The 22,214-nt window shown below is 60.9% G+C and carries 22 protein-coding genes; 4 read left to right on the forward strand and 18 right to left on the reverse strand.

The window, feature by feature from the left end; all coding sequences use genetic code 11:
- Window positions 1-125 precede the first annotated feature (125 nt).
- The 7 genes from hpf to QP908_RS04550 form a co-directional block, all read right to left on the reverse strand.
- The gene (gene hpf, locus QP908_RS04520) at window positions 126-770 is read right to left on the reverse strand and encodes a ribosome hibernation-promoting factor, HPF/YfiA family (protein ID WP_005277524.1); all 645 of its coding nucleotides are present in this window, start codon (window positions 768-770) and stop codon (window positions 126-128) included.
- 136 nt (window positions 771-906) lie between these two features.
- Window positions 907-1,536: a ComF family protein gene (locus QP908_RS04525; protein ID WP_284771774.1), complete on the reverse strand. Its 630-nt coding sequence runs from the start codon at window positions 1,534-1,536 to the stop codon at window positions 907-909.
- Window positions 1,537-1,600: 64 nt separating this feature from the next.
- Window positions 1,601-3,346 (reverse strand): MtrAB system accessory lipoprotein LpqB, encoded by a 1,746-nt coding sequence (lpqB, locus tag QP908_RS04530; RefSeq protein ID WP_284771775.1) that lies wholly within the window; start codon window positions 3,344-3,346, stop codon window positions 1,601-1,603.
- Window positions 3,347-5,176 (reverse strand): MtrAB system histidine kinase MtrB, encoded by a 1,830-nt coding sequence (gene mtrB / locus QP908_RS04535; RefSeq protein ID WP_411697142.1) that lies wholly within the window; start codon window positions 5,174-5,176, stop codon window positions 3,347-3,349.
- A 90-nt stretch (window positions 5,177-5,266) separates the two neighbouring features.
- Entirely contained in the window at window positions 5,267-5,959 is a 693-nt protein-coding gene (gene mtrA, locus QP908_RS04540) for an MtrAB system response regulator MtrA (protein ID WP_005281774.1), read from the reverse strand.
- A gap of 3 nt (window positions 5,960-5,962) precedes the next feature.
- Window positions 5,963-6,577: a dTMP kinase gene (locus tag QP908_RS04545; protein ID WP_239269409.1), complete on the reverse strand. Its 615-nt coding sequence runs from the start codon at window positions 6,575-6,577 to the stop codon at window positions 5,963-5,965.
- Window positions 6,578-6,640: 63 nt separating this feature from the next.
- Entirely contained in the window at window positions 6,641-6,994 is a 354-nt protein-coding gene (locus QP908_RS04550; RefSeq protein WP_239269408.1) for a DUF4259 domain-containing protein, read from the reverse strand.
- A 212-nt stretch (window positions 6,995-7,206) separates the two neighbouring features.
- Between QP908_RS04550 and QP908_RS04555 the strand changes: the two genes are divergently transcribed.
- Window positions 7,207-8,067 carry a hypothetical protein gene (locus QP908_RS04555; RefSeq protein ID WP_239269407.1) on the forward strand — a complete coding sequence of 287 codons (861 nt, stop codon included), beginning with the start codon at window positions 7,207-7,209 and terminating at the stop codon, window positions 8,065-8,067.
- A gap of 119 nt (window positions 8,068-8,186) precedes the next feature.
- On the opposite strand, the gene manA is transcribed toward QP908_RS04555, so the two are convergent.
- The gene (gene manA, locus QP908_RS04560; RefSeq protein ID WP_239269406.1) at window positions 8,187-9,440 is read right to left on the reverse strand and encodes a mannose-6-phosphate isomerase, class I; all 1,254 of its coding nucleotides are present in this window, start codon (window positions 9,438-9,440) and stop codon (window positions 8,187-8,189) included.
- Window positions 9,441-9,446: 6 nt separating this feature from the next.
- Window positions 9,447-10,496 (reverse strand): exopolyphosphatase, encoded by a 1,050-nt coding sequence (locus QP908_RS04565; protein ID WP_239269405.1) that lies wholly within the window; start codon window positions 10,494-10,496, stop codon window positions 9,447-9,449.
- Between the two features lie 41 nt (window positions 10,497-10,537).
- Here QP908_RS04565 and cobA point away from each other — a divergent pair, with 41 nt between their 5' ends.
- Window positions 10,538-11,290: a uroporphyrinogen-III C-methyltransferase gene (gene cobA / locus QP908_RS04570; protein ID WP_284771777.1), complete on the forward strand. Its 753-nt coding sequence runs from the start codon at window positions 10,538-10,540 to the stop codon at window positions 11,288-11,290.
- Here the strand turns inward: cobA and QP908_RS04575 are convergent.
- From QP908_RS04575 to QP908_RS04590, 4 genes are read right to left on the reverse strand one after another with little or no spacing between them, the layout of a single operon-like run.
- Window positions 11,287-12,306, reverse strand: coding sequence for a sulfite exporter TauE/SafE family protein (locus tag QP908_RS04575; protein WP_239269403.1), 1,020 nt, complete (start codon window positions 12,304-12,306; stop codon window positions 11,287-11,289). The two genes, cobA and QP908_RS04575, sit on opposite strands and share 4 nt — an antisense overlap.
- On the reverse strand, window positions 12,300-13,025 hold the full coding sequence (locus QP908_RS04580) for a sirohydrochlorin chelatase (protein ID WP_239269402.1): 726 nt from the start codon (window positions 13,023-13,025) through the stop codon (window positions 12,300-12,302). Before QP908_RS04580 ends, QP908_RS04575 begins: the two co-directional genes overlap by 7 nt.
- 9 nt (window positions 13,026-13,034) lie before the next feature.
- The gene (locus QP908_RS04585; protein WP_005277497.1) at window positions 13,035-13,286 is read right to left on the reverse strand and encodes a hypothetical protein; all 252 of its coding nucleotides are present in this window, start codon (window positions 13,284-13,286) and stop codon (window positions 13,035-13,037) included.
- The gene (locus tag QP908_RS04590) at window positions 13,283-14,959 is read right to left on the reverse strand and encodes a nitrite/sulfite reductase (RefSeq protein WP_239269401.1); all 1,677 of its coding nucleotides are present in this window, start codon (window positions 14,957-14,959) and stop codon (window positions 13,283-13,285) included. The genes QP908_RS04585 and QP908_RS04590 overlap by 4 nt, the downstream gene beginning before the upstream one ends.
- Before the next feature lie 303 nt (window positions 14,960-15,262).
- Between QP908_RS04590 and QP908_RS04595 the strand changes: the two genes are divergently transcribed.
- On the forward strand, window positions 15,263-16,615 hold the full coding sequence (locus tag QP908_RS04595; RefSeq protein ID WP_239269400.1) for an FAD-dependent oxidoreductase: 1,353 nt from the start codon (window positions 15,263-15,265) through the stop codon (window positions 16,613-16,615).
- Window positions 16,616-16,632: 17 nt separating this feature from the next.
- On the opposite strand, the gene QP908_RS04600 is transcribed toward QP908_RS04595, so the two are convergent.
- The gene (locus tag QP908_RS04600; protein ID WP_239269399.1) at window positions 16,633-18,000 is read right to left on the reverse strand and encodes a phosphomannomutase/phosphoglucomutase; all 1,368 of its coding nucleotides are present in this window, start codon (window positions 17,998-18,000) and stop codon (window positions 16,633-16,635) included.
- A gap of 104 nt (window positions 18,001-18,104) precedes the next feature.
- Window positions 18,105-18,614 (reverse strand): DUF3499 domain-containing protein, encoded by a 510-nt coding sequence (locus QP908_RS04605; protein ID WP_239269398.1) that lies wholly within the window; start codon window positions 18,612-18,614, stop codon window positions 18,105-18,107.
- Window positions 18,615-18,702: 88 nt separating this feature from the next.
- On the opposite strand from QP908_RS04605, the gene QP908_RS04610 reads away from it, so the two are divergent.
- Window positions 18,703-19,179: a metallopeptidase family protein gene (locus QP908_RS04610; protein ID WP_239269397.1), complete on the forward strand. Its 477-nt coding sequence runs from the start codon at window positions 18,703-18,705 to the stop codon at window positions 19,177-19,179.
- 85 nt (window positions 19,180-19,264) lie between these two features.
- Here QP908_RS04610 and QP908_RS04615 read toward each other — a convergent pair whose 3' ends face one another.
- The 3 genes from QP908_RS04615 to QP908_RS04625 all read right to left on the reverse strand — a co-directional run bounded on the left by QP908_RS04615 (window position 19,265) and on the right by QP908_RS04625 (window position 22,093).
- On the reverse strand, window positions 19,265-19,558 hold the full coding sequence (locus QP908_RS04615) for a WhiB family transcriptional regulator (RefSeq protein WP_005277485.1): 294 nt from the start codon (window positions 19,556-19,558) through the stop codon (window positions 19,265-19,267).
- Between the two features lie 438 nt (window positions 19,559-19,996).
- The gene (gene manB, locus QP908_RS04620; RefSeq protein WP_239275621.1) at window positions 19,997-21,091 is read right to left on the reverse strand and encodes a mannose-1-phosphate guanylyltransferase; all 1,095 of its coding nucleotides are present in this window, start codon (window positions 21,089-21,091) and stop codon (window positions 19,997-19,999) included.
- 93 nt (window positions 21,092-21,184) lie between these two features.
- Window positions 21,185-22,093 (reverse strand): glycosyltransferase family 2 protein, encoded by a 909-nt coding sequence (locus tag QP908_RS04625; protein WP_239269395.1) that lies wholly within the window; start codon window positions 22,091-22,093, stop codon window positions 21,185-21,187.
- Window positions 22,094-22,214: the final 121 nt, after the last annotated feature.

Genomic DNA, 22,214 nt, shown 5'->3' on the forward strand with positions numbered 1-22,214 from the left:
AACACACTAAGAAAATGGATAACTCACAGCATGACAAATCACCCCCTCCCCGCCTCATCGAGCAATAGCGCGATGGGCAGGAAGGGGGTGAAGAAACTTAACGCCCTAGCCGGGCACGAGGGATTCTAGCCCTCTGCATCCTCAGACAAGGAGATGATGCCGTAGTCGAAAGCGTGGCGGCGGTAAACCACGGAAGGCTTGTTGTTTTCCTCGTTGACGAAGAGGAAGAAATCGTGGCCAACCAGCTCCATCTCGCTCAAGGCATCGTCCACGCTCATCGGGGTGGCCGGGTGCTCCTTGGTGCGCACGATCTGGCCGGGGCGAACGTCCTCGACGGTCTCGGCATAAGGATCGACCAAGCGCTCTTCCTTGGCGCGCTGTGCTTCTGCCTCCGCAACCATCTCTGCGGCGATTTCGCCGGTGCCCTTCTGTGCGCGGTGACCGCCCTTGACGTATTCACGGCGCACCTTCACCTTCCGCAGGGAACGTTCCATCTTCCCCATCGCGGTTTCCAGCGCTGCGTAGAAGGAGTCTTCCTTAGCCTCTGCGCGGGCGATGTGGCCCTTGCCGGTTGCGGTGATCTGGATGCGGTCGGACTCTGCTTCGCGGCGTGGGTTTGGCTCGTGCTGCAATTCCACGTGGAAGAAGGTCAGTGTGGGATCAAGGCGTTCAATCTTTGCCAGCTTGTCGTTGACGCGCTCCTGGAAGTGTTCCGGTACATCAACGTTACGGCCCGTAATCGTTACCTGAGCTTTGTTTGGCTGGGACATTGAGATGCCTCCCTTTGGTTGTGGGGACTAGAAACAATCACAGTAACTGTTCCTCTGTGACACCTCTAATAATACCAGTGGTTATGACCTGATGGCATTAGGGGGTAACACCGTACACCCCACTATGTGATGTGCCTTAAGCATCGGCAAAAGCCAACGCCCCATAGACCGTGGCGCCGGCGGCGCGCAGGGCCGCCATGCTGGCCGCGAGGGTGGCGCCGGTGGTTATAACGTCATCGACAAGCAGCGCCTGCTCACCGCCCACCGGGGCGCCAACCCCCACGCGCCCCTGCAGGTTCGCCCACCTATCCTGCGCATTGAGCTCAGATTGATCCGCCGTATCCGCGCCCATGACAAGCGCCTCGCGCACCCGCAGCCCCTGCTGTCGGCGCGCCGCACCTTGACACATGGCCGTCACGGGATCACCGCCGCGCATGCGCGCCGAGCGGCGCCGCGTAGGGGCCGGCACCAGGCACAGCTCGCGGGGAATCTCGCCACGGGCGGCCAAGTGCGCCACGCCCGCGGCAACCACCGCACCTATATAATCGCGCACTTCCCTATTGCCTTGTTCCTTCATGCTGATGATGATGTTGCGGCGAATATCGGAATAGGACCCTAGGGCAAATACCGGTGCCCTGAGCAGCCGCGGCCGGCTTACCAGGTAAGGCGGCTGGCGCAGGTGCTCCCGGCACTGCGGGCATAAGACGTGGCCGGGCGCGCGGCACCCGGCACACGCACGCGGAAAAATCAGCTCTCGCACGCTCACGGCGCGACACCACCCCATCCCCCGAAACATCCTCTGCGGCAGCGTCGCCCAGCGCGGCCGCCTCTTAGCTAGACACGATAGGCGAAGAGCGCCGACCCTGCAGGCCAGGCACCTCGCGCCAGTTCACCTCATCGACCACCGTGGCGGGAAGCTCCAGCATGGCATGGGAATCCGTAATATAAAGCTTCGATGGCGAGGTAGCCACCGCGACTACCGGGGCGGTGATATTACCCGTCGGCATGGTAGAGGCCGAGGAACCATCCTGCTCGATGCGCCATACCGGCGACTGCCCAGAGGACGTACCGACGATGAGCGAACCATCGTTATTCCAATCCAGCGATAATGCTGAACCAGAGACCTCAGGGCCCACCTCGCGGGCGTTGACGATGCGCTTATCGCCGCTGCTGGATTGGGCCACCGCGGCGATGTAGACGTGGCCATCGATGATCATCGCCGCGCGTGCGCCGCTATGGGAGAGGCGGATAACGGAGATTTCTCCCTCGATATCGTCGATGCTGCGCGCATCGACCTCGGATTCTGAAATCCGTCCGGTGGTCTTGGAGCGCACGACGCGCACGATGCGGTCTCCATCGACCACCGTCCACACGGCTTGCCCGTTATATTCAAAGGTGGGCCGCGCCAGCGTCTTACCTTCGACCGAATCCTGCAACGCGGCGCCGATTTCGCCCATCTGCAGCTTGAAGTCACCGCTAGGCTTCCGGCTGACCGCCGCAATCATGCCGGATTCGGTGACATCGACCGATTGCACATTGCCGCTCGAGCCCAAAGAGCCCTTAACCGGCTCGGCCACCCCGCTATCGACCTCCAGCACGTTGCCCTCATTCAAGGCGTACAGCGTGGACAGGGAATTACTGTTTACCTTGGGGTTATAGTCAGCAAAATCATCCACGCTGACGGTGTCCATGCCTTCTACCAGATTGCTGCCATCGGCCTTAACCTTGAAGGGGCCGATATGCCCGGCATCAGAAAGCGTCCAGACCAATTGCGCCGCAAAGCGGGTGCGGTCATTTTCATCCAAGTCTGACAAGCCCTCGAACTGGTAGCCGTTTTCGTTGTCGTAGCCAGCGAAGGTGACCTTTTCATCCGCCGCCCGGCGGGTGGCCGGGGCGATGCTGCTAGATGGGCCTTCCATCAAGAGGGTGATCAGCGTGGACTCGGATTCCTCGCTGCCCTTATACAGCCACCGGCGGTCCGGGGCGAGGACGTCATCGGTTTGTTTATAAAAGTAGAGCGATTGCGGGGTGTAATGATTGCGCAGCTCATTACGCTCGATAACCAGCCCGGCCGGCAGACTATCAACGAGCCACTGGTCATCTACCATTTTCATGTCGATGGTAGCTTCGTAGCTCTCATTTTCTGGCACATAGGCCCCGCCGGATTTGAGGCGTCCAATGATGGTGCCGCGCACATTGAAGGAGCGCGCATCCGCCGCCGTATTCTGTTTCTTATCGGGCGCGGTCACGATATCCAGGCTATCGACCACCATGACATCGCCTGAGGCATCCCAGGCCCCGCGGGCGTTATTCGTGAGGAACCCGCGAGCGGCATCGTGGTCATTGGTTGGAACGGCCGCGGCGCGATAAAAATCGCGCAGGGTAAGGTCCGGTTCCGCCCCCGCCTCAGGGGCAATGACCTCTTCCGGGCCATCGGCCTGTTTGTGGTAGGTACCCACGACCTGGGGGCTCGTATCGTGCGGCAAGGTTGAGCAGCCGGTAACAAAGCACAGCGCCACCACCGCGCCCACGGCGGTGTGCCGCCGCCATATTCCCTTCATAATGACCGAATTCATTTATTTATCCCCCTTAAAATCCGGCGCCTTATAGGAGCGCCCCTCGGGCGAGGCGGCCCCACGGTTGCGTTCAGAAGGCCACAGGATTCCGTCACCATCCGCCTCGGTCGCCTCCGCCGAGTCATCGTCGATGCCAATTCCGCGGCCTACCACCGAGCTGCTGCTTGGCGATGCCCCACCGGCGCCGCCCTCGTCCTCGTCTTCTGCTGCACCAGCTTCCGCTGCACCAGCTTGCCCGGTGTCGGCATCGCTAGCTGCGTCGGCAGCGGCGCCAACAGCGGCGCCGGTTGCGCCGCTGGGGTCGGCGGTAGCTGGGGCATCGGCAAGCGCGTCGTGCGCGGCGTCTGAACCAGTGCCCGGGGCGCCTGGAATCTCTCGGGAGATGGGCTCTTCACCAATCTCGGTATTCGGCTCTCGCGGGATGATGAGGCGGAAGCGGGAGCCGTAGCCAAATACGCCAAATGCATCGAGCGTGCCGCCGTGCAGGGCCGCGTCCTCGCGGGCGATGGCAAGGCCCAGCCCGGTGCCGCCAGAGTGGCGCTTGCGGGAAGAATCCGCGCGCCAGAAACGGTTGAATACTAGTTCTTCTTGTCCGGGTTTCAGGCCCACGCCGTGGTCCGTAACGGCTACACCCACGGCCTTATCCGTGGTGGCAATATCGATCACCACAGGATTGCCCTCAGAATGGTCGATGGCATTGGCCAAGAGGTTGCGCAAAATGCGCTCGATGCGGCGCGAATCGGCCTGGATGGAAATCCGCTCATCCGGCATATTGCGAACGACCTCCACGTCGAGCTTCTGCGCCAAATGCTCAACCTGGCGGTAGGCGGCATCCACGCAGGAGCGCAGGTCAATGGCCGTGGTGGATAGGTCCGCCACGCCGGCATCGTGGCGGGAAATCTCTAGCAGATCCGCGAGCAGCTCCTCGAAGCGGTCCAGCTCCCTGGACATGAGCTTCGAGGCGCGCTGCGCGCCCGCGGGCAGGCTATCGGCCTCAGATTCGATGAGGTCTGCGGCCATGCGCACGGTGGTAATGGGGGTGCGCAGCTCATGGGAGACATCGGAAGTAAACTGCCGCTGCAAATCGCCGTATTCCTCCAGCTGCGCAATCTGGGAGGACAATTTATCCGCCATATTATTAAAGGAGGCGGCAAGCCGGCCCATCTCATCGTCCCGATCCACGGCCATGCGCTCCTTGAGGTGGCCGGCAGCCAGGCGCTGGGCGATGCGGGACGCGGACTTAATCGGGGTAATGACCTGCTGGGTTGCCAACCAGGCAATGCCCACCAGCAAGACCACGACCACCACGCCGGCGGCAGAGAGCAGGCCGCGCATAAGCGCCATTGTTGATTCTTCCGATTCCATAGAAAGGGCCAGGTAGACCTGCAAATTCGGAATCTCGGCATCGGTGGGTGTGCCCACCATGAGCGCGTTATAGTAATCGCCATTGCCGCGCGGGACGGGGTAATACTGCTGCGCAATCTGGTCTTGGCCCACCATCTGCCGCATTTGTTCCGGCACCGGGAAATCCTCCGGCGAGGTGGTGATGGATCCATCTTGGTTTTCCACCACGATGACGGGTTCATACACGGCCTGCGCATCGCCTTGTTGCGCAGAGAGCTGATCCAAAGAAGCGCGGGCGGAATTGATGCGCACCTGCACCGAGTTGGCGGAACTGGTGGCATCGATTTGCTGCTCCACCGCCGTGCGGGCGCGCTCGAGCTCCTGCAGCGCCACGTCTTCTTTTTGGGATACCAACCGCTGGGTCAGCACGGAGACCAAGGCGTAGGCCAAGATAATCATGACCACCGAGGAGGCGACCACAATCATACCGATAACGCGCGCCTGCAATGAGGTGCGCAGCGTATCTACTATGGCGTCACGAATGCGCCGCACGCGGTCCAGAATTCTGATTTTTCCTTACTCCCCGGCACCGGCCTTGCCGGTCTTATACCCCACGCCGCGCACGGTCAGCACGATCTGCGGATCTTCCGGATCGTGCTCGATCTTGGCGCGCAGGCGCTGCACGTGCACGTTAACCAAACGAGTATCGGAGGCATTGCGGTAGCCCCAGACGGATTCCAGCAGCGACTCGCGGGTATGCACCTGCCCTGGGTGGCGCGCCATTTCCAGCAGGAGATCGAACTCCAGCGGGGTCAGGTTTAATTCGGTGCCATCAGTACGGCGCACCGTGTGCTCCGGCACGTCGATGATGAGATCAGCGACCTCAAGGGTTTCCGGTTCCGCGGAGTCGGTGCGGCGCAGGCGCGCCCGAATGCGGGCGATGAGTTCCTTCGGTTTAAAGGGCTTGGTGATGTAATCATCCGCGCCGGATTCAAGCCCCAAGACCACGTCCACGGTATCGGTCTTGGCGGTAAGCATGACGATGGGCACCGCGGACTCGCGCCGGATGGTGCGGCAGATATCCACACCATTCATACCCGGCAGCATGAGGTCCAAAAGGATGAGATCCGGTTCATGCTCGCGGAATGCAGGAACGGCATCATTGCCATCCATGACGGGGACGGGGTTTAGTCCCTCAGATTCAAGGACAATGGTCAGCATTTCCGAGATCGCTGGATCATCATCCACGACCAAAATCGTTGGCGCCACGTTTTAATCTCCTACAAGGTCATTTATTGCTGCCGTAATAGTATCCGCATCGGCGGTGGCGATCCAGCGCCCGCCCCACCCGGACTCGACTAGGCGCCGGTAAGCGGCGGCGGTGCGCTCCTGCAATCCCCCATCGCGTTCATAGTGGTCGCGCTCGCGGGTGGAATCACTGGCGGCTCGGGACTGCGCTCTTGCCGATGCCACCTCCACCGCCGTATCCACATACACCTGCAGGTCTGCTTGTGGCAGGCCCAAGGTGCCAAATTCTAGGTCATAGACCCATTGGAAGAGGCTATCGTCGCGCAACCGGGCTGCGGAATAGGCAGCGTTGGAGGCTACATAGCGGTCTAAGATCACTACCTCGCGCGTTTGCTTCGCCGCCAGCAATTCCTCTTTTATCCCAAAACGGTCGAGGGCGAAAAGCGTGGCCATACCGTAGGCCGAATCCGTAAGGTCGCCCATCTTTCCGTAGAGCGCCTCGCGCGCAAGCTGCGCGTGGATGGAGGTCTCATAACGCGGAAAGGAAACGGTTTTTACTGGGACTTGGAGGGCGTCCCGCACTGCGGTCGCAAGTGTATTTTTTCCGGCGCCGTCAATGCCTTCAATGCTTATAAGCATGGTGAGATATGCAGAATCCTTTCTGCTCCTAGGCGGCGCCAGCGGCACCGAGGGAGGTGGTTTTTAAGAAAGTGCCTCGATAAACGGTTCCACGTCGTAGTCTCCTTCGACGGTATCCAGGATCTCAAGGGCATTTTCGGTCAGGGTATCGTCAACGGTTCCCACCAAGTCCCTAATATAGGGGTAGTCTTCAACGGTTTCGCTGGCGCTGAACGGCGCGCCTGCCCAAATGGCGGCGATCGTGGCCGCAGCGTGGGCGTTGAGCTGTTCTTCCTCGGTTAAATCGTTCTTGCTGCGAGCCACCTCGCAGGCATCCTGTACTGCGCGGATTACCCCTTCTTCATCGAGGTTTGCCAATTCATCTAGAAAATCCACGTTGAGATCGGTGCTAAAAATCTCTTCGTCCCAGCTGCTCATTTCTCACTCCTTCGACGGGTTTAGCGCCATTTATACACGCTTTTCCGGCGGAGAAAAATCGGGCATGAAAAGGATTGCATAGGCACTGCCTTTTCTCATCTCTGCGTTGTTTACATATCACGGAATCCGCAGCCTGTCGCGGAAATTCCAATACATGATACTCTCGTTATCAACTTGTTACCCACCCTATGCAACCAAGAAAGGAGGGCACGATGAAACCAGATTCACGTCGCGTGTACGTCTTCATCGTGCTCGGCCTTATCGCCGCCGTCGTCGTGGGAGTGGGCGTGTGGCGCATGAGCACGCCGAGCGCCCGTTACTCCAATGCCGCGAATGAGTCCCCTACCTCTACCGTGGCACCAAAAAATACGTCCGCTGAAGAATCGACCTCATCGTCGACGCATAAGAAGCCCTCGACGGAAAACTCTGCCCCCGCAGAGGCCAATTCTGGCGCCGGTGAATCAGACCACCAGCACCCTGAATCAACGGACCCATACTTGGCGCCCAATGCAGTCACGCATCCCCACGCGGCCACCCGCCCTACCAAGGTGTACCGCCCCGACAATGTGTACTCTCCAGGCACTTCCGTTAATAATGCCCCGTCCAACCAGGGCGGGCAGGTGCCGCAAAATGGCACCGGCACCATGCAGGCGGTCCCGGATAACCCCAGCAAGCCGGATAACCTAGCACCGTCGTCCCCGGCACCGAGCTCTCCTGTTCCATCCCCTGCCCCGGGCGAGGAGAAGCCTGGTCAAAGTGATCAGGGTAGAGAGTCCGGAAAACCGGTAGAGCCCGCCGGATCAGAAACCCCGGAGCCGCCATCGACGCAGACCCCACAAAAGTCATATACCAAGGGGAGCGCGCAGCGCACCCCAGCGGCTCCTGACGCCACCGCAGAGGGACACGGTGCAGGTGCGGGAGCGCCTTCTAGCGCACCGCAGGCGAAAAATAAATCACACGCCGAGCCGGAAGCAACCGGGAAGCCTGCCGCTACGGAACAGGCGGGAAACCAAGAGCCCACGGATATCCCGGCAACGGGAAGCTCTGCCGCAGGATCTTCCGCTGCGCGCTAAGTCCTCTATGCGGCTAGCGCAACTGGTACTAGGGAGTTAGCCTCGGCCAAAATGCGGCCAGCACCTAAAAGTGCCCCCTTGCTGGGTTTTCCAGCAAGGGGGCACAGTTATAAGGCCCCTTAGACTCGGGCCACGAATAATTGCGCCGTGGGGCCCTCAGGATTTGCCTCATTTACAGTGTGAGCATGGGCGGTAACCACCCCTTCGGAGGCTGGCAACCATGCGGCTTGGCCCGGAGAAAGGATTAGTTCCTCGCCCGCGGCATTGCGCAGGTTGAGGGAACCAGCGGTGCACAAGGCGATGGTGGGGCCGTCATAATCGAGATCGACGGAAGAATCCGGCCCGAGCTCGGCGCGATCGAGCAGAAACTCATCGATAGGCACCGGATAGGACCATGCCTCGGCGCCGTGGACATTGTCCTGGTACTGCTTATCCTTTTGCTGCACCCGTGGCTCAGTGGCGGCCGCGTAGGTCAAGACCTTGACCAGCTCCGGCACATCCACGAATTTCGGGGTTAACCCGCCGCGCAAAACGTTATCGGAATTGGCCATGATTTCTACGCCCAGGCCGGAGACATACGCGTGGAGCTGCCCGGCATCGAGGTAGACGGCTTCGCCTGGGGCAAGCTCGATGTGGTTGAGCAAGAGCGCACCGAGCACGCCGATATCGCCAGGATAGCGGTCATTAAGGTCTATCACCGTGGCCATGACCCGCGCTTTCCAATCCGTCGGATCGGCGGCAATTAGGCGCTCACCGGCAGCGACGATGGCCTTAATGAGCTCCTTGCGCTTGGCCGAGGGGATGGTAATCCACGTGGTGAAAAGCACGCGGAGGTTGGCGGACTCGGAGGATTCCGCGGGGTCATCGTCAAGCATAGCTAGGTAGCGCTCAAGCTCTGGGCACTCCAAGGCGGCAAAGAGCTCGCGGGTTTGTGCCAAGGGACGGAAACCGGCCATGGCGTAGAAATCTGAAAGAGCCACGATAAGTTCCGGCTTGTGGTTATCGTCCTTGTAATTGCGGTTTGCAGCCTGCAGGGCAATGCCCGCCTCGTTTTCGCGGGCGAAACCCTCCTCGGCCTGCTCCTTGGACGGGTGGGCCTGCAAAGACAGCGGATCTTCGGCGGCGAGGATCTTCAGCAGGAACGGCAGGTTCTCGCCGTATTCTTTATAGACTCGAGCGCCCAACTGGCCTTCTGGATCCGCCGCAATAACCTCATTGAGAAGCTGGCCATCCACCGTGGAGGGATCGCCCGGGTGGGCGCCAAACCAGAGTTCAGCCACCGGCTTTTCTGCGGCTTCTTCGCCCCGCAGCTCAGGGATGAGGGTGCGCGAGCCCCACGAGTAGTTGCGGGTAGCGCCTTCCAGTAATTGCATTTATTTCTATCCTTTAGAAATCTCGTAGGCGGTCGCGGCAAAACTCCGCGTAATAAGCTGCAGTGAGCGGGCAAGATGCCCAAGGCCCGGTTCCGGGTCGGTGCTGCGGACTGCAAGCGAGTTGGGCAGGTTCGCCTCTTCCTGCCCCCAGAAAATCACCTTCAAGGGTATCAAAGGTGCATCCGCGCCAGCACCGTCGATGAAGGGGTCGTAGAAAAGGTCATCGGCAGGCGCGGGCGCCGTACTGGATTCGGCACCCCGATCGAGTGCGCCGCGCAGGTCAGCGGGCTCGACAAAGGTGCCGGGCAACCCGTGCACGGCCCAGATGGTTGCTGCCATGCGGGCGACCAGGGTATCGATGTGCACGCGCTCGCGGCGCTCGGCATACGCGTAGGGATCGATGACGCAGGAGTGGATAATCCGCGCGCCCTCGGCGTATTCGCGCAGCTGCCGGCCGGGATTGATGGCATCATCGCGCTCTGGCGAAAGCTGCTCAATCTCGCGGTCCACGGCGGCGGCTAGATCCTCTAGCTCCTCGCGCACCGCGCGCGGGGAAGTATGCACGATGCTGCACAGCGCGTACAGGGCCGTGATAAACCGCGCCGGCGAGCAGCCCTCTGCGGTGGGAAGCGAGGGGGCAATCAGGGTGTCTTCCGGGCAATCCTCTACCAAGGGGCCGCTTGCCGGGCCCACCAAGATGGTGGTGGCGCCACGCTGGCTCGCCGCGATGAGCGCGCGGGAGGCCCAATCGCATTCTGCGGGCTCGCCTACCGCTACGACGATATCGAGCGCGCCCACGTATTGCGGCAGCGATTCCGTCACCACCAGCGGGATGCGCAGCGGTTCGGCCAAGCCGACGCCGAGGTGCGCTGCCTCGCGGGCGATGGCATCGGTGGGCAGGATGACCAGGGAGCGCGGGTTGAGCCCGTTGAGGATCTCACCCCAGCGCCCCATTTGCCCGGCGAGCAGACGAATCTGCGCGCCCTCGTGGGCGACATCAAAAAATCGCACCGCTTCGGTGTCATAGGCGGAACCATCAGTGAAACCGTTATCCATATCGCTCAAGCATAGTCTGGCTCCCACTATGATGGTGCGGCATGACGTCCGCACAAATTCACCCCGTATCCCTTATCGGTGGCGGCCCTGGCGCGTGGGACCTGATTACGGTTCGCGGCATGCGCGCCTTGCAGGAGGCCGAGGTCATCCTGACCGATCACCTAGGCCCTGCCGCGCAGTTGGATAAGCTCTGCAATATCTCCGCCAAGGAGCTTATCGATGTCTCCAAGCTGCCCTACAAGAAGTCCATTACCCAGGACAAGATCAACGAGCTGCTCATCGAGCACGCTCAAGCCGGCCGGAAGGTAGCGCGGCTGAAGGGCGGAGATCCTTTCGTGTTCGGCCGCGGCTTTGAAGAAGTACAGGCCTTAACCCAGGCATCTATCCCCACCACCGTCATCCCAGGGGTGACCTCCGCGGTTTCCGTGCCCGCGGGCATTGGCATCCCCGTCACCCAGCGCGGAATGGTTCACGGCTTTACCGTCGTATCAGGGCATCTGCCTCCAGGCCACGAGAAGTCCCTGGTGGATTGGCATGCCCTGGCCCAGTCAGGTGCGACCTTGTCCATAATCATGGGCGCGAAAAATGCCCCGGCGATTGCCAGGGCATTGCAAAAAGGCGGGCTTGCTGGGTCGACGCCGTGCGCGATTATTCAGGAGGGCACCCTGGATACGCAGCGGGAATTTCGCTGCGATCTAGAACACCTTGCGCAGACGATGGAGGACAATAACGTCTCCTCCCCCGCTGTGTATGTCATCGGCGAGGTTGCCGGCCTCGACCCGGCCGAGGATTAGGCTTTATCCGCCCGCGGTGCGGATTCCTCCACGGCGCTCACGTCCTTGGAGGCACCGGCCGCGCTGTGTGCAAAACCTGCGGCATGAAATTCCGCGTGCGCCTTGGTTTCGGCGTTTTCGGCCTCCAGCTCCCTCGCGCGGGCTGCCCGGGTAGCGCGCGCACCGTGGATGGTGGCGGAAATGCCCACGACGAGGACTAGGACCATGAGCAGCGGGGAGACGAAGCCCGGTACCGTCAGCCCGAAGTAGGTTTCTAGCCCGCCTAAGACCTTGCCGATATTGAGAGCCACGATGGCCGTACCCACGAGGCCTCCGAGGACGACCGGCTCGATCCGGGAAATCACCCATGCCGCAATCGGGGCGGCGATGGACCCGCCGATGAGCAGGGCCAGCACGGCGGAGAGGTTGGCGACGATATCCTGCCACAATCCAACGACGAAGCCGAGGGTGGCACCCAGTGTGACCAAGAATTCGGCGGTATTTACCGTGCCGACGATGCGGCGGGGCTGCTCGCGGCCAATCGCCATGAGCGTCGAGGTCGATACCGGACCCCAGCCGCCGCCACCGGTGGAGTCAACGAAGCCGCCAACGGAACCGAGCCCGATCAAAAATGGGGTGGAATGGCTGCGCCTTTGCACAAACTTCGCCCGGCGCGGGCGGGAAAAGCGCCAGATGAGGTTGCTGCCGATGGCCACCAAGATGAGCGCGGTAATCGGGGCTGCCGCATCGGTGGAGATATTGGAGAGCACGGTGGCGCCGATAAACGCCGCGATGGCCCCCGGCACGCCCAGCCGGAAGACGGTTTTCCAATCCACATTGCCAAAGCGGGCGTGGCTCAGGCCAGACATTGCGGTGGTTCCTAGCTCGGCTGTGTGGACGACGGCGGAGGCTTGGGCAGGCCCAAGGCCCGCGAGGAGAAGGATGGTGGTTGAGGTGACGCCGAAGCCCATGCCGATGCCGCCATCGACAAGCTGGGCGGCCGCACCGGCCACGGCGATTAAAATAAGGGTTAGCATGGGACACCGACCTCCTGGGCGATGTGATAGTGGGCAGCAACGATGCCAGCGAGATCGGTACCAAGAACGGGATCGACGGTGACATTGCTGGGAGTAGATGACAGTGGTTTAAGGAGCAGTCCTGCGGTTACAAAGAGCGGGATAACCCGCATTCGCGCAGTGCTCCTTGCCAATGCATGAATGCCGTTGCTGCCACCCCGGGTGGCGAACGCGGCCGTGGCGGGTACACCGGTAAGCTGGGATACCCGAGCGGCGAGCCGGCGGATGGAGTCATTGGCCGCAGCATCGGAGGAACCAACGGAGTAGATGACGTGGTGGGTATCTCCAGGCCTGGCGCGCGCGGCGAGTACCGCCGCCAGTTCCTCTTCCCCTGCTTCCCGCCTGTCCGCATCTCGTGCGGCGCGCCCTCCGCCTAAGCACTCGCCTTGCACCAAGCGCAGGCCTGAGGCTTCTTCAGCCGCAGCGATAACGCGGGGAACGTCAACGCGCTGGTGGTAGCCCTGCGTAAAAAGCAGCGGAATCACTACGGCCGAATCTTTCCCGCAGCGCGCGAGGTCGAGCGCAGCAGAAGTGAGATCAGGGGTATTGAACTCCAAGTGCGCCGCCCTATAGGCCGGGTGAGCTGGTATCGCGGCGGCCGCGGCTTGGGTGAGCCGTTCAATGCCGACGGCGGCGCCCGGGTGGCGCGAGCCGTGGGACAAGGTGATGAGTGCGGTCATGGTGCATCCTTAATCCACTGGAGCCGTGGAGTGTCCGCGGCGGGCTAGGGAGCGCTGCAGAGCTTCGGTGGACGAAACGGCCGGGGCCGGTGCCACGGGGGCATCGTCTTGTCCGTGGAAGCGGACCGAAAATACGCGCAGGCACTCCTGGCAGTTCCAGGCAAAGTCGTCTTCTTCATCGGGGAAAAGATCGGTGCCGGCGCAGTACGGGCAAAAGGTGGGGTGGTTGCGATTGGGATTAGGCTTACGGCGAAAATTCACTGCAGATCTTCCTCCTCGGCGCGCAGTACCCAGTGGCGAAACTGCTCGCCTTCTTCGCGTTGTTCCTTATACTTATTGACCAGCCGGATGACGTAGTCCGGTACTTCATCGGCCACGACCTTGTGCCCGCGGAGCTTGCGGCCCCAGTCGGGGGACAGGCCGAGGGCACCGCCCAAGTGGACCTGGAATCCCTCGACGCGGTTACCATCGGCATCGGTGACGATCTGGCCTTTAAGCCCGATATCGGATACCTGGGAACGCGCGCACGCATTGGGACAGCCATTCAAGGCGATGGAAATGGGTACATCCAAATCCCCCAGGGTGTCTTCAAGAATGTCCACCAATTCGATGGCGCGGGCCTTCGTGGTCACGTGCGCCAACTTGCAAAATTCCAGTCCGGTGCAGGAGATGACACCACGGCGGAACTCCGTGGGCTGGGAATACAAGCCCGTTTCATCCAGTGCGCGGGAGAGAGCCGGAATATCGTCTTCTTCCACATCGAGGAAGAGCAATTCCTTCATCGGGGTGGTACGGATGCGCGAAATGCCAAATTTTTCTGCGACATCGGCAATGGCAATGAGCTGCTCGCCCGTCGCGTGGCCCACGGTGGGTTTCACGCCGACGTAGAACTTGCCGTCCTTTTGCCGGTGCACGCCCAGGTGATCGCGGCTCCCGGGATTGACCTCGAGCGGGATGCCATCGACAAGCGGCTTGTCCAAGTATTCCTCCTCGAGGACCTGGCGGAACTTTTCGATGCCCCATTTAGCCACCAAGAACTTCAAGCGCGCGCGGTTGCGGTTGCGGCGGAAGCCATAGTCGCGGAAGATGCTGACCACACCGGCCCATACTTCCGGCACGCGCTCGAGTGGCACCCACGCGCCTAGAGACTGCGAGAGCATCGGGTTGGTGGATAGTCCCCCGCCCACGAAGCAATCGAAACCGGGGCCATATTCGGGGTGGTTGACGCCTACAAAGGCAACGTCTTGGATTTCGTGCGTAACGTCCTGGCGCGCATTGCCGGAAATGGCGGTTTTGAACTTGCGGGGAAGGTTGTGGAACTCCTCGCGCGGTAAGTAATTATTCTTAATCTCTTCGATGGCTGGGGTGGCATCGATAATTTCATCCTCGGCTACCCCGGCGACCGGCGAGCCCAGGATGACGCGCGGCACATCGCCGCAGCCCATCAAGGTGCCCAGGCCCACGGATTCGAGTTTGTCCCAGATGGTGGGCACGTCTTCGATCTGGATCCAGTGCAGCTGAATATTTTGGCGGTCTGTAAAGTCCGCGGTGGAGCGAGCATAATCGCGCGAGATTTCTCCCACCGCGCGCAGCTTGGCTGGATCGGCGCGGCCGCCATCGAAACGCACGCGCATCATGAAGTATTCATCTTGCAGCTCCGCGTTGGATAGCTTGGCGGTCATCTCCCCGCCCAGGTTCTGGTTGCGCTGCGTATATAGTCCGAGCCATTTAAAGCGCGGTGCTAAATCCTCCGGCGGGATGGAGGAAAATCCCTGCTTGGAGTAGATGTCTATCACGCGCTGCTTGGCAGAAAGCCCACCATCGTCCTGCTTGATGGCCTCATCGTTATTCAACGGTTCCTTACCGTCAATTTTCCACTGGCCCTCGGGCTTATTGGCGCGTGGCTTGCGTTTGGTCGTTGTTGCGGTAGCCATAATGTGGTGTAGACCTCCCTTTCAAAGCGTTGAGGTGAAACCTACTCGTCTATAGATTACAGACAAAGCGGTCTGTTTTATTTTCACTTTTCCCAAAGCTGTGACCTGCACTTTGAGAAGGTTTAATAAAGAATCTAATTCTTCCACTTGTCTGCAAATAGACCATACGGTTCACTCTCTTAAGAGAAATCCCGCACTCAACCGCGATAAATAGACTATGTGGTCTATTTACGCATATTTATCGAGGGTCGTTCCCTTCACCCCACCGCGGGAGAATACGCAGACAAGAAAGGCAAAATTACCGTGTCAGAAAAGCCCTTAAACGTAGCCGTCATCGGTTCCGGTCCCGCCGGCATTTACGCCTCCGATATCTTGGTGAAAAAGACCGGTGGCAATGTACACATCGATCTCATTGAGCAGATGCCCGCCCCCTTCGGCCTCATTCGCTACGGCGTGGCCCCTGACCACCCACGCATTAAAGGCATTATTAAATCCCTGCACCGCGTATTGGACACGGAGCAGATTCGCCTGCTTACCAACGTGCACATCGGCCGCGATATCACCGTAGACGAGCTGCAGCAGCACTACGATGCTGTCATCTTTGCCACCGGTGCGGTAGGCGATCGCCACCGCGATATCCCTGGTGCACAACTGCAGGGAGTGCACGGCGCCGGTGAGTTCGTAGGCTTCTATGACGGCAATCCGCGTTTTGAGCGCGAGTGGGATCTCTCCGCCAGCGAGGTCGCCGTCATCGGCGTGGGCAACGTGGGCCTGGACGTCTCGCGCATCTTGGCCAAGACGGGCGATGAACTTAAGGTGACCGAAATCGCCGATAATGTCTACGATTCACTGGCGCGCAATAAGGCAGAAACCGTGCGCGTCTTCGGGCGGCGCGGTCCCGCCCAAGCCAAGTTCACCCCGCAAGAGCTCAAAGAGCTCGACCACTCGGACAACATCAATGTGGTCGTCTCCCCCGAAGATATTGATTACGATGAGGCCTCGCTAGAGGCGCGCGCTTCCAGCAAGTCCACGGATTTGGTCTGCCAGGTTCTTGAGCAATATGCCATTCGCGATCCCAAAAAGGCCCCGCATACGCTGCAGATTCACCTCTTTGAACAGCCGGTGGAGATCCTCGGTGAGAACGGCCGGGTCAGCGGGATTAAAACGGAGCGCACCGAGCTGACCGGCGATGGCAACGTGCGCGGCACCGGTAAATTCACCACGTGGCCGGTGCAAGCGGTCTATTTTGCCACGGGCTACCGCTCGGACGCCGTGGACGGCGTGCCGTTTAATAGAGAGAAGAACGTCATTAACAATGACGGCGGCCACGTCATCGACGAAGAGGGTGCCATTGTTCCCGGCCTCTATACCACCGGCTGGGTAAAACGCGGGCCCGTCGGCCTGATTGGCATTACCAAGTCCGATGCCAGCGAAACCATTGGCATGCTGCTTGATGATGCCGCCGCGGGCAGCCTACCTTCCCCCACCGCCGGCGATATCACCGAGGCCTTCGCGGATAAGGGCGTCGACTACCTCACCTGGCAGGATTGGCAACGCCTCGATGCCGCTGAGCGCGCACTGGGCGAGCGCGAAGGCCGCGAGCGAAAGAAGTACGTGGAGTGGGAAGACATGGTGGCCCACTCCCGCGCGCAGTAGTTCAGTGATTCCAGCAATTAGCGCCTGATGATGGCGAGGACCTCGTCCACAATCTGCTGGACCTCTTCGGAGGTCTTCGCCTCAACATTGAGCCGTAGCAGCGGCTCGGTATTGGAAGCGCGCACATTAAACCACGCGTCCGTGCCCTTGAGCTCGACCGTGACGCCATCGAGCTCATCGACAGATTCGATCTTATCCGCCAGCCCATCGAGCACGGCCTGGGTGGCGGCCTTTTGATCCGCTACCGTGGAGTTGATCTCGCCGGATGCCTCGTAGCGGGAGTATTCCGCCATGAGCTCGCTGAGCGGCTTATCCGTCTGCCCCAGCGCGGCCAGCACGTGCATGGCGGCCAACATGCCGGAATCGGCGTTCCAGAATTCTTGGAAGTAGTAGTGCGCTGAGTGCTCGCCGCCAAAGGCCGCCTTGTGCTCGGCCATTTGGGCCTTAATGAAGGAGTGGCCCACGCGCGTGCGCACGGCGGTACCGCCCTTTTCCGCGATGAGCTCCGGCACCGTCTTGGAGGTAATCAGGTTGTGGATAATGGTCGCGCCTGGGAACTTATCCAAGTAGCGGCTGGCCACCAGCGCGCAGATGGCAGAAGGCGATACCGGCTGGCCCTTTTCATCCACCACGAAGCAACGGTCGGCGTCGCCATCGAAGGCAAGGCCGATATCGGCGTTTTGCTCTACGGTAAATGTCTGCAGATCCTCCAAGTTCTTGGGATCCAGCGGGTTCGCCTCGTGGTTGGGGAAGGTGCCATCAAGCTCAAAGTAGAGATCGCGGACATCAAAGGGCAGGCCATCGAAGACGGCCGGGACGGTGTGCCCACCCATACCATTGGCGGCGTCGACGGCGACGACCAGCGGCTTGGACTCTTCCAGCGGCACGAGGTGGCGCAGGAAATCGGCGTAGCCGGTCAGGATTTCTTGCTCTGCGATGGCACCATGGGGGCCGTCGTAGTTTGGGGTGCCATCGATAAGCATCTGCTTGATTTCTTCCAACCCAGTCTGCTGCCCCACGGGGACGGCACCGGCGCGGCAGAGCTTGATGCCGTTGTACTTCGCCGGGTTGTGGGAGGCGGTAAACATCGCACCCGCGCACTCCATAGAACCCGCGGCATAGTAGAGCTCATCGGTGGAGGTAAGCCCCAGAAGCGTCACGTGGAGGCCTTGGCTCACCACGCCTTCAGCAAAGGCTTGCGCCAACGCGGGTGAAGACGGGCGCATGTCGTGGCCGACGGCCACGGTGTTTTCGCCTTCTTCGCGCAGGATCGCGGCGAAGGCGGCGCCAGTATCGCGCACAAAGTCTTCATCGATATCTTCGCCCACCACGCCACGGACGTCATAGGCCTTAATCACTGCATCAAGATGCTCACGAGTTCGCATACCTCGCAATAATACTCCCTGCCTGCGGGCAACTAGCGCAGTGCTCCTTCCGTGTCTGCAGCTAACTAGCGCGGGGCTTTTCAGGCGCTGTGCTCAACCCGCGCTTAGTCGGACTCGGACTCGGTCGCCGTGTCTTGCTCCGCGGCGGAGCTGGAACTGTCCTCGCTGTTCGCATCGGGGACGACGGACAGGTGAGCGCGGCGGGCCTTTTTGGCATAGGCCACGCGGCGGGTGCGAAATACCGGGTGGTTGGAATTGGCGGGATCAGCGCCATCGAAGGTGGCGGCGTAATCGATGGGATCTGCCCCGGAGCCGGCGCTGCGGTCATCGACAAGCCCCGTAGTAACCCTGCCTTCTTCCTTGACCGCCTGGGCCAGGGCCATAAGGTCGTCATCCTCGTCGAGCTCGATGCGGTCTACTCGCACCAGCTCCCACCCCACCGGCGCGGAGATGCGGTCGCGGTGAGTGCTGCAGAGATCCCAGCTGTGCGGGTTATCCTCTTCTGCCAGCGGGCCAACCACAGCGGTCTGATCCGCATATGCGTAGGTCAACGTCGCCACGGCGGGTCGGCCGCAGCCTGGGCGGGAGCAATGGCGAGATTCAGTCACGCGCATTAGTCTAAACCCTTGGTTGAGATTTAGATAGTACTTCCCCGGCGTGGCTGCACTTATTGCGCCGCCACCGAGCTTTAGAATCAACGCCATGACCGCCGCTCGCCCCCGCCCGCATATCCGACCCGCCCGTGACCGCCACGGGCGCGGCCTGCACGGGCCCCTGCTGCCGCAGCAAACCCCGCGCTACCGCAGCGCCCGCGAGCTTTTCGATGCCGCTGTCCTCGAGGCCTACGCCCCCATTCAGCACGCCTTCGCCCCGCAATTGCGCGGGCTCGACCTTGCAGTAGATACCATCCCGCGCATGCGCCTTTCGGCGGATATGACGGTGCTGCCGGATGAAATCATTGCCGATGGTCCCGTGCCGCTCGGCCGCATCGTGCCCGCCGGAGTCGACTCTTCCGGCAGCCCTACCCGCGCCCGCCTCGTCATCTTCCGCATGCCCATTGAGCAGCGTGCCGTCACCGCCGCCGAGCGCGCGGAGCTCCTCGGCACGGTCATTACCGCCCTGGTGGCCAATTACTTAAACCTCGCCCCAGAGGAGGTAGACCCACGCTATAGCTGGTAGGAAAGCATAGTCGCGCTAAAGAAAACTCTAGCCCTTGACAGCACCACATGGGGCGCAGCCAAGGGCTAGAGCACACACAACTTAATTAACCAATCTCGCGCTTGAGGCGGCGGCGTTCGCGGTCCGAAAGCCCGCCCCAAATTCCGAAGCGTTCATCGTGCTCCAGCGCGTATTCCAGGCACTCATCGCGCACCGCGCAGGCTTGGCAGATACGCTTTGCCTCACGGGTGGAACCTCCCTTTTCGGGAAAGAATGCCTCTGGATCCGTCTGCGCGCACAACGCTTGATCCTGCCACTCCTGCTCGACGGCACCGAAGAGTTCATCGAGCGATACCTCTGCAGCAGCACCGCCACGGAGAATGGCGTTGTTATTAGCCATTTTGTCCACGCCTTTTCCTTTCTCCGAGGTTGGGTAATCCTAATCAGTGCAACCGACTGTACACGAGGCTGAAGTACGACTGAATCGCCGTCAATCCGCGAGCCAATCCGTAAAACGGGTGTGTCGGTCGCCGTTTCTTGCACTGATGTAATTTCACACCGGATCACTAAATATCGTCAACCTGAATTAGTGCCTTTTCTGCGCTTTATCGCAAAAACGCTGCACACGATCCCCATCCGTCACATTAGTAACATCCGGTGCCATCCGGGGGTATAGGTAGGGGGTACTAGATATAGTGGTGCCCGGTTTTTCTGTCAACAATTTTCAGGAAGTATCGGCGTGTCTCCCAAAATCTCGGCCGGGCGGGGAGCACAAAGCCCTCCGCACCGCGCTCGCGGCCGAGCTGCAAGCGGTGCGGAGGGGTAGGTGGTGGGCGCTTTAGGCGTCGGAGCTAAAGCGGATGCCGGCATCGGGGATGGTCACACCAGGAAAGACCCGCATGCCGTCCACGAGCTCGCAGCGGGCGCCAACGTGGGCACCTTCGCCGATGACGCAGTTTTCGATGACCGCGTTGGCACCGATGTGTGCGCCCGAGGCAATGATGGAGTTGTGGATGATGGCGCCTGGTTCGATGCGCACGCCATCAAAGACCACGGTTCCTTCAAGGCGGGAGCCGGCGCCCACCTCGGATCCGCGGCCCACCGCGGTGCCAGACAGCAGCAGCACGCCGCCGGCAATGCCGGCCGAGGATTCCACGAGGGATTCACCGGTGCGGCCTTCCAGCAGCGGCGATGGCGCGATGCCGCGCACCAAGTCGGAGGAGCCGCGAGTGAAGTCATCGGGGCGGCCCATATCGCGCCAGTAGGAGTTATCGACGTGGCCGACGACCAGGCGGGCATCGGCAAGCAAGCCCGGGAAGGTCTCACGCTCGACCGAGACCACGCGGTCTGCCGGGATAGATTCGATGACGGAGCGGTCAAAGACGTAGCAACCGGCGTTGATCTGATTGGTTGGTGGATCCTCGGTCTTTTCCAAAAAGGCCGTGACCCGGCCCTCAGAATCCGTGGGCACGCAGCCAAAGGCGCGCGGATCCGCCACGTTGAGCAGGTGCATGGTGACATCCGCACCCTTGTTGTGGTGCGTGGTCAAAATGCCCTCAAGATCCATGCCGGAAAGAACATCGCCGTTGAAGACCATGACGGTGTCATTGCGCAGCTTGTCATAGACGTTGCGAATGCCGCCGCCGGTGCCCAGCGCGGTTTCTTCCACCACGTATTCGATGTCCAGGCCGAGCTCGGAGCCATCGCCAAAGTATTCCTCGAAAACCTCTGCCTTGTACGAGGTGGACATCACCACGTGCTCAATGCCCGCGGCCTTGATGCGGGCGAGCAGGTGCTGCAGGAACGGGTAGTTCGCCGTCGGCAGCATGGGCTTGGGCGTACCAATGGTCAGTGGGCGCAGGCGAGTTCCGCGCCCGCCCACCAAAATCACTGCATCGGTGGTGGCACCGTGGGTGGTGGCTGCTTCAGTCATAGTCATCCTTTGTATGCAGACAATCTTATTCTGAGGTTTTTCGAAGGTCAGTGTATGCGGCCGCGGCCAGAAACCAGGTCAACGGCACGCGCTTCAGGCGTCCGAATCTTTGGCGGTACTAGCGCGAGCGGCCGTTACCGCTCCCCGCACCCGCAATCCCAGCCACAACGCTGCGCGCAGCGGGGCCTGCCACCACGCCGGGTGGCGGTCCGCCTGAAAGCGGTACGCAGAGCTGTGGTGCGCGCGCAGCATCGCCCCGGCGTGCGCCTGGGTGGAATGCCCCTTGGCATGGCTGATGACGGCTTCTGGGCAGAAAATGTTTTGATACCCGGCGCGCGCGAAGCGATCGCCCAAGTCCACGTCTTCCAAGTACATGAAGTAGCGCTCATCAAAACCGCCGATGGCATCAAAGGCGTCCCAACGCACCAAGAGGCAGGATCCGGATAACCACCCGGCGGGGCGCTGGACGGACATATCGGCATCGTTGCGGTAGGTGCGCGTCCAAGGATTAGAAGGCCACAGGTTAGAAAACAGCGCGTGGCCGATGCCGGTGGATATATTCGGCACAGACCGGGCGGATGGGTAGTTGCTGCCGTCCGGTTCCACGATGCGCGGGCCAACCGCCGCGGCATCCGGCCAGCGGCGCGCGCACGCAATCATCTGGTCAATGGCATCTTCACTAAAGGTGACATCCGGGTTAGAGATAAGGAAGAACTCTTCGTCTACGCGCCGGTTCTCGCGCACCCACCGAGCACCGGCGTTCATGCCAGCGCCGTAGCCAATATTGCCGCCGGTATCGAGGAAGTCCACGCCTTCCCTTTCCGCTGCAGCGGCTTCGGGGATGCCGTCGGTCGAGCCATTATCCGCCAGCACCACCTGGGCGCCTTGAGCGCTGGCGTCCGGCAGGGAGCCTATAAATCGCGCCAAGTACTCACCGGGGTTATAGGTCACGGTGATAATGGCGAGCGGAGCTGTAGTTTCAGTAGTCACAATGGGCCCCAAGTTTAGTCACGCCAGAGGCTGTGTCCGGAGACAGACACTGTTTCAAACACGCGAAACTGGTCACGGATCCCTAATTTTGGCGAGATCTCCCCTAAACTGTCTCCAGATCCCCGGAAAGTAG

It is taken from the genome of Corynebacterium sp. MSK204 (genome assembly GCF_030229885.1).
Classification (GTDB): domain Bacteria; phylum Actinomycetota; class Actinomycetes; order Mycobacteriales; family Mycobacteriaceae; genus Corynebacterium.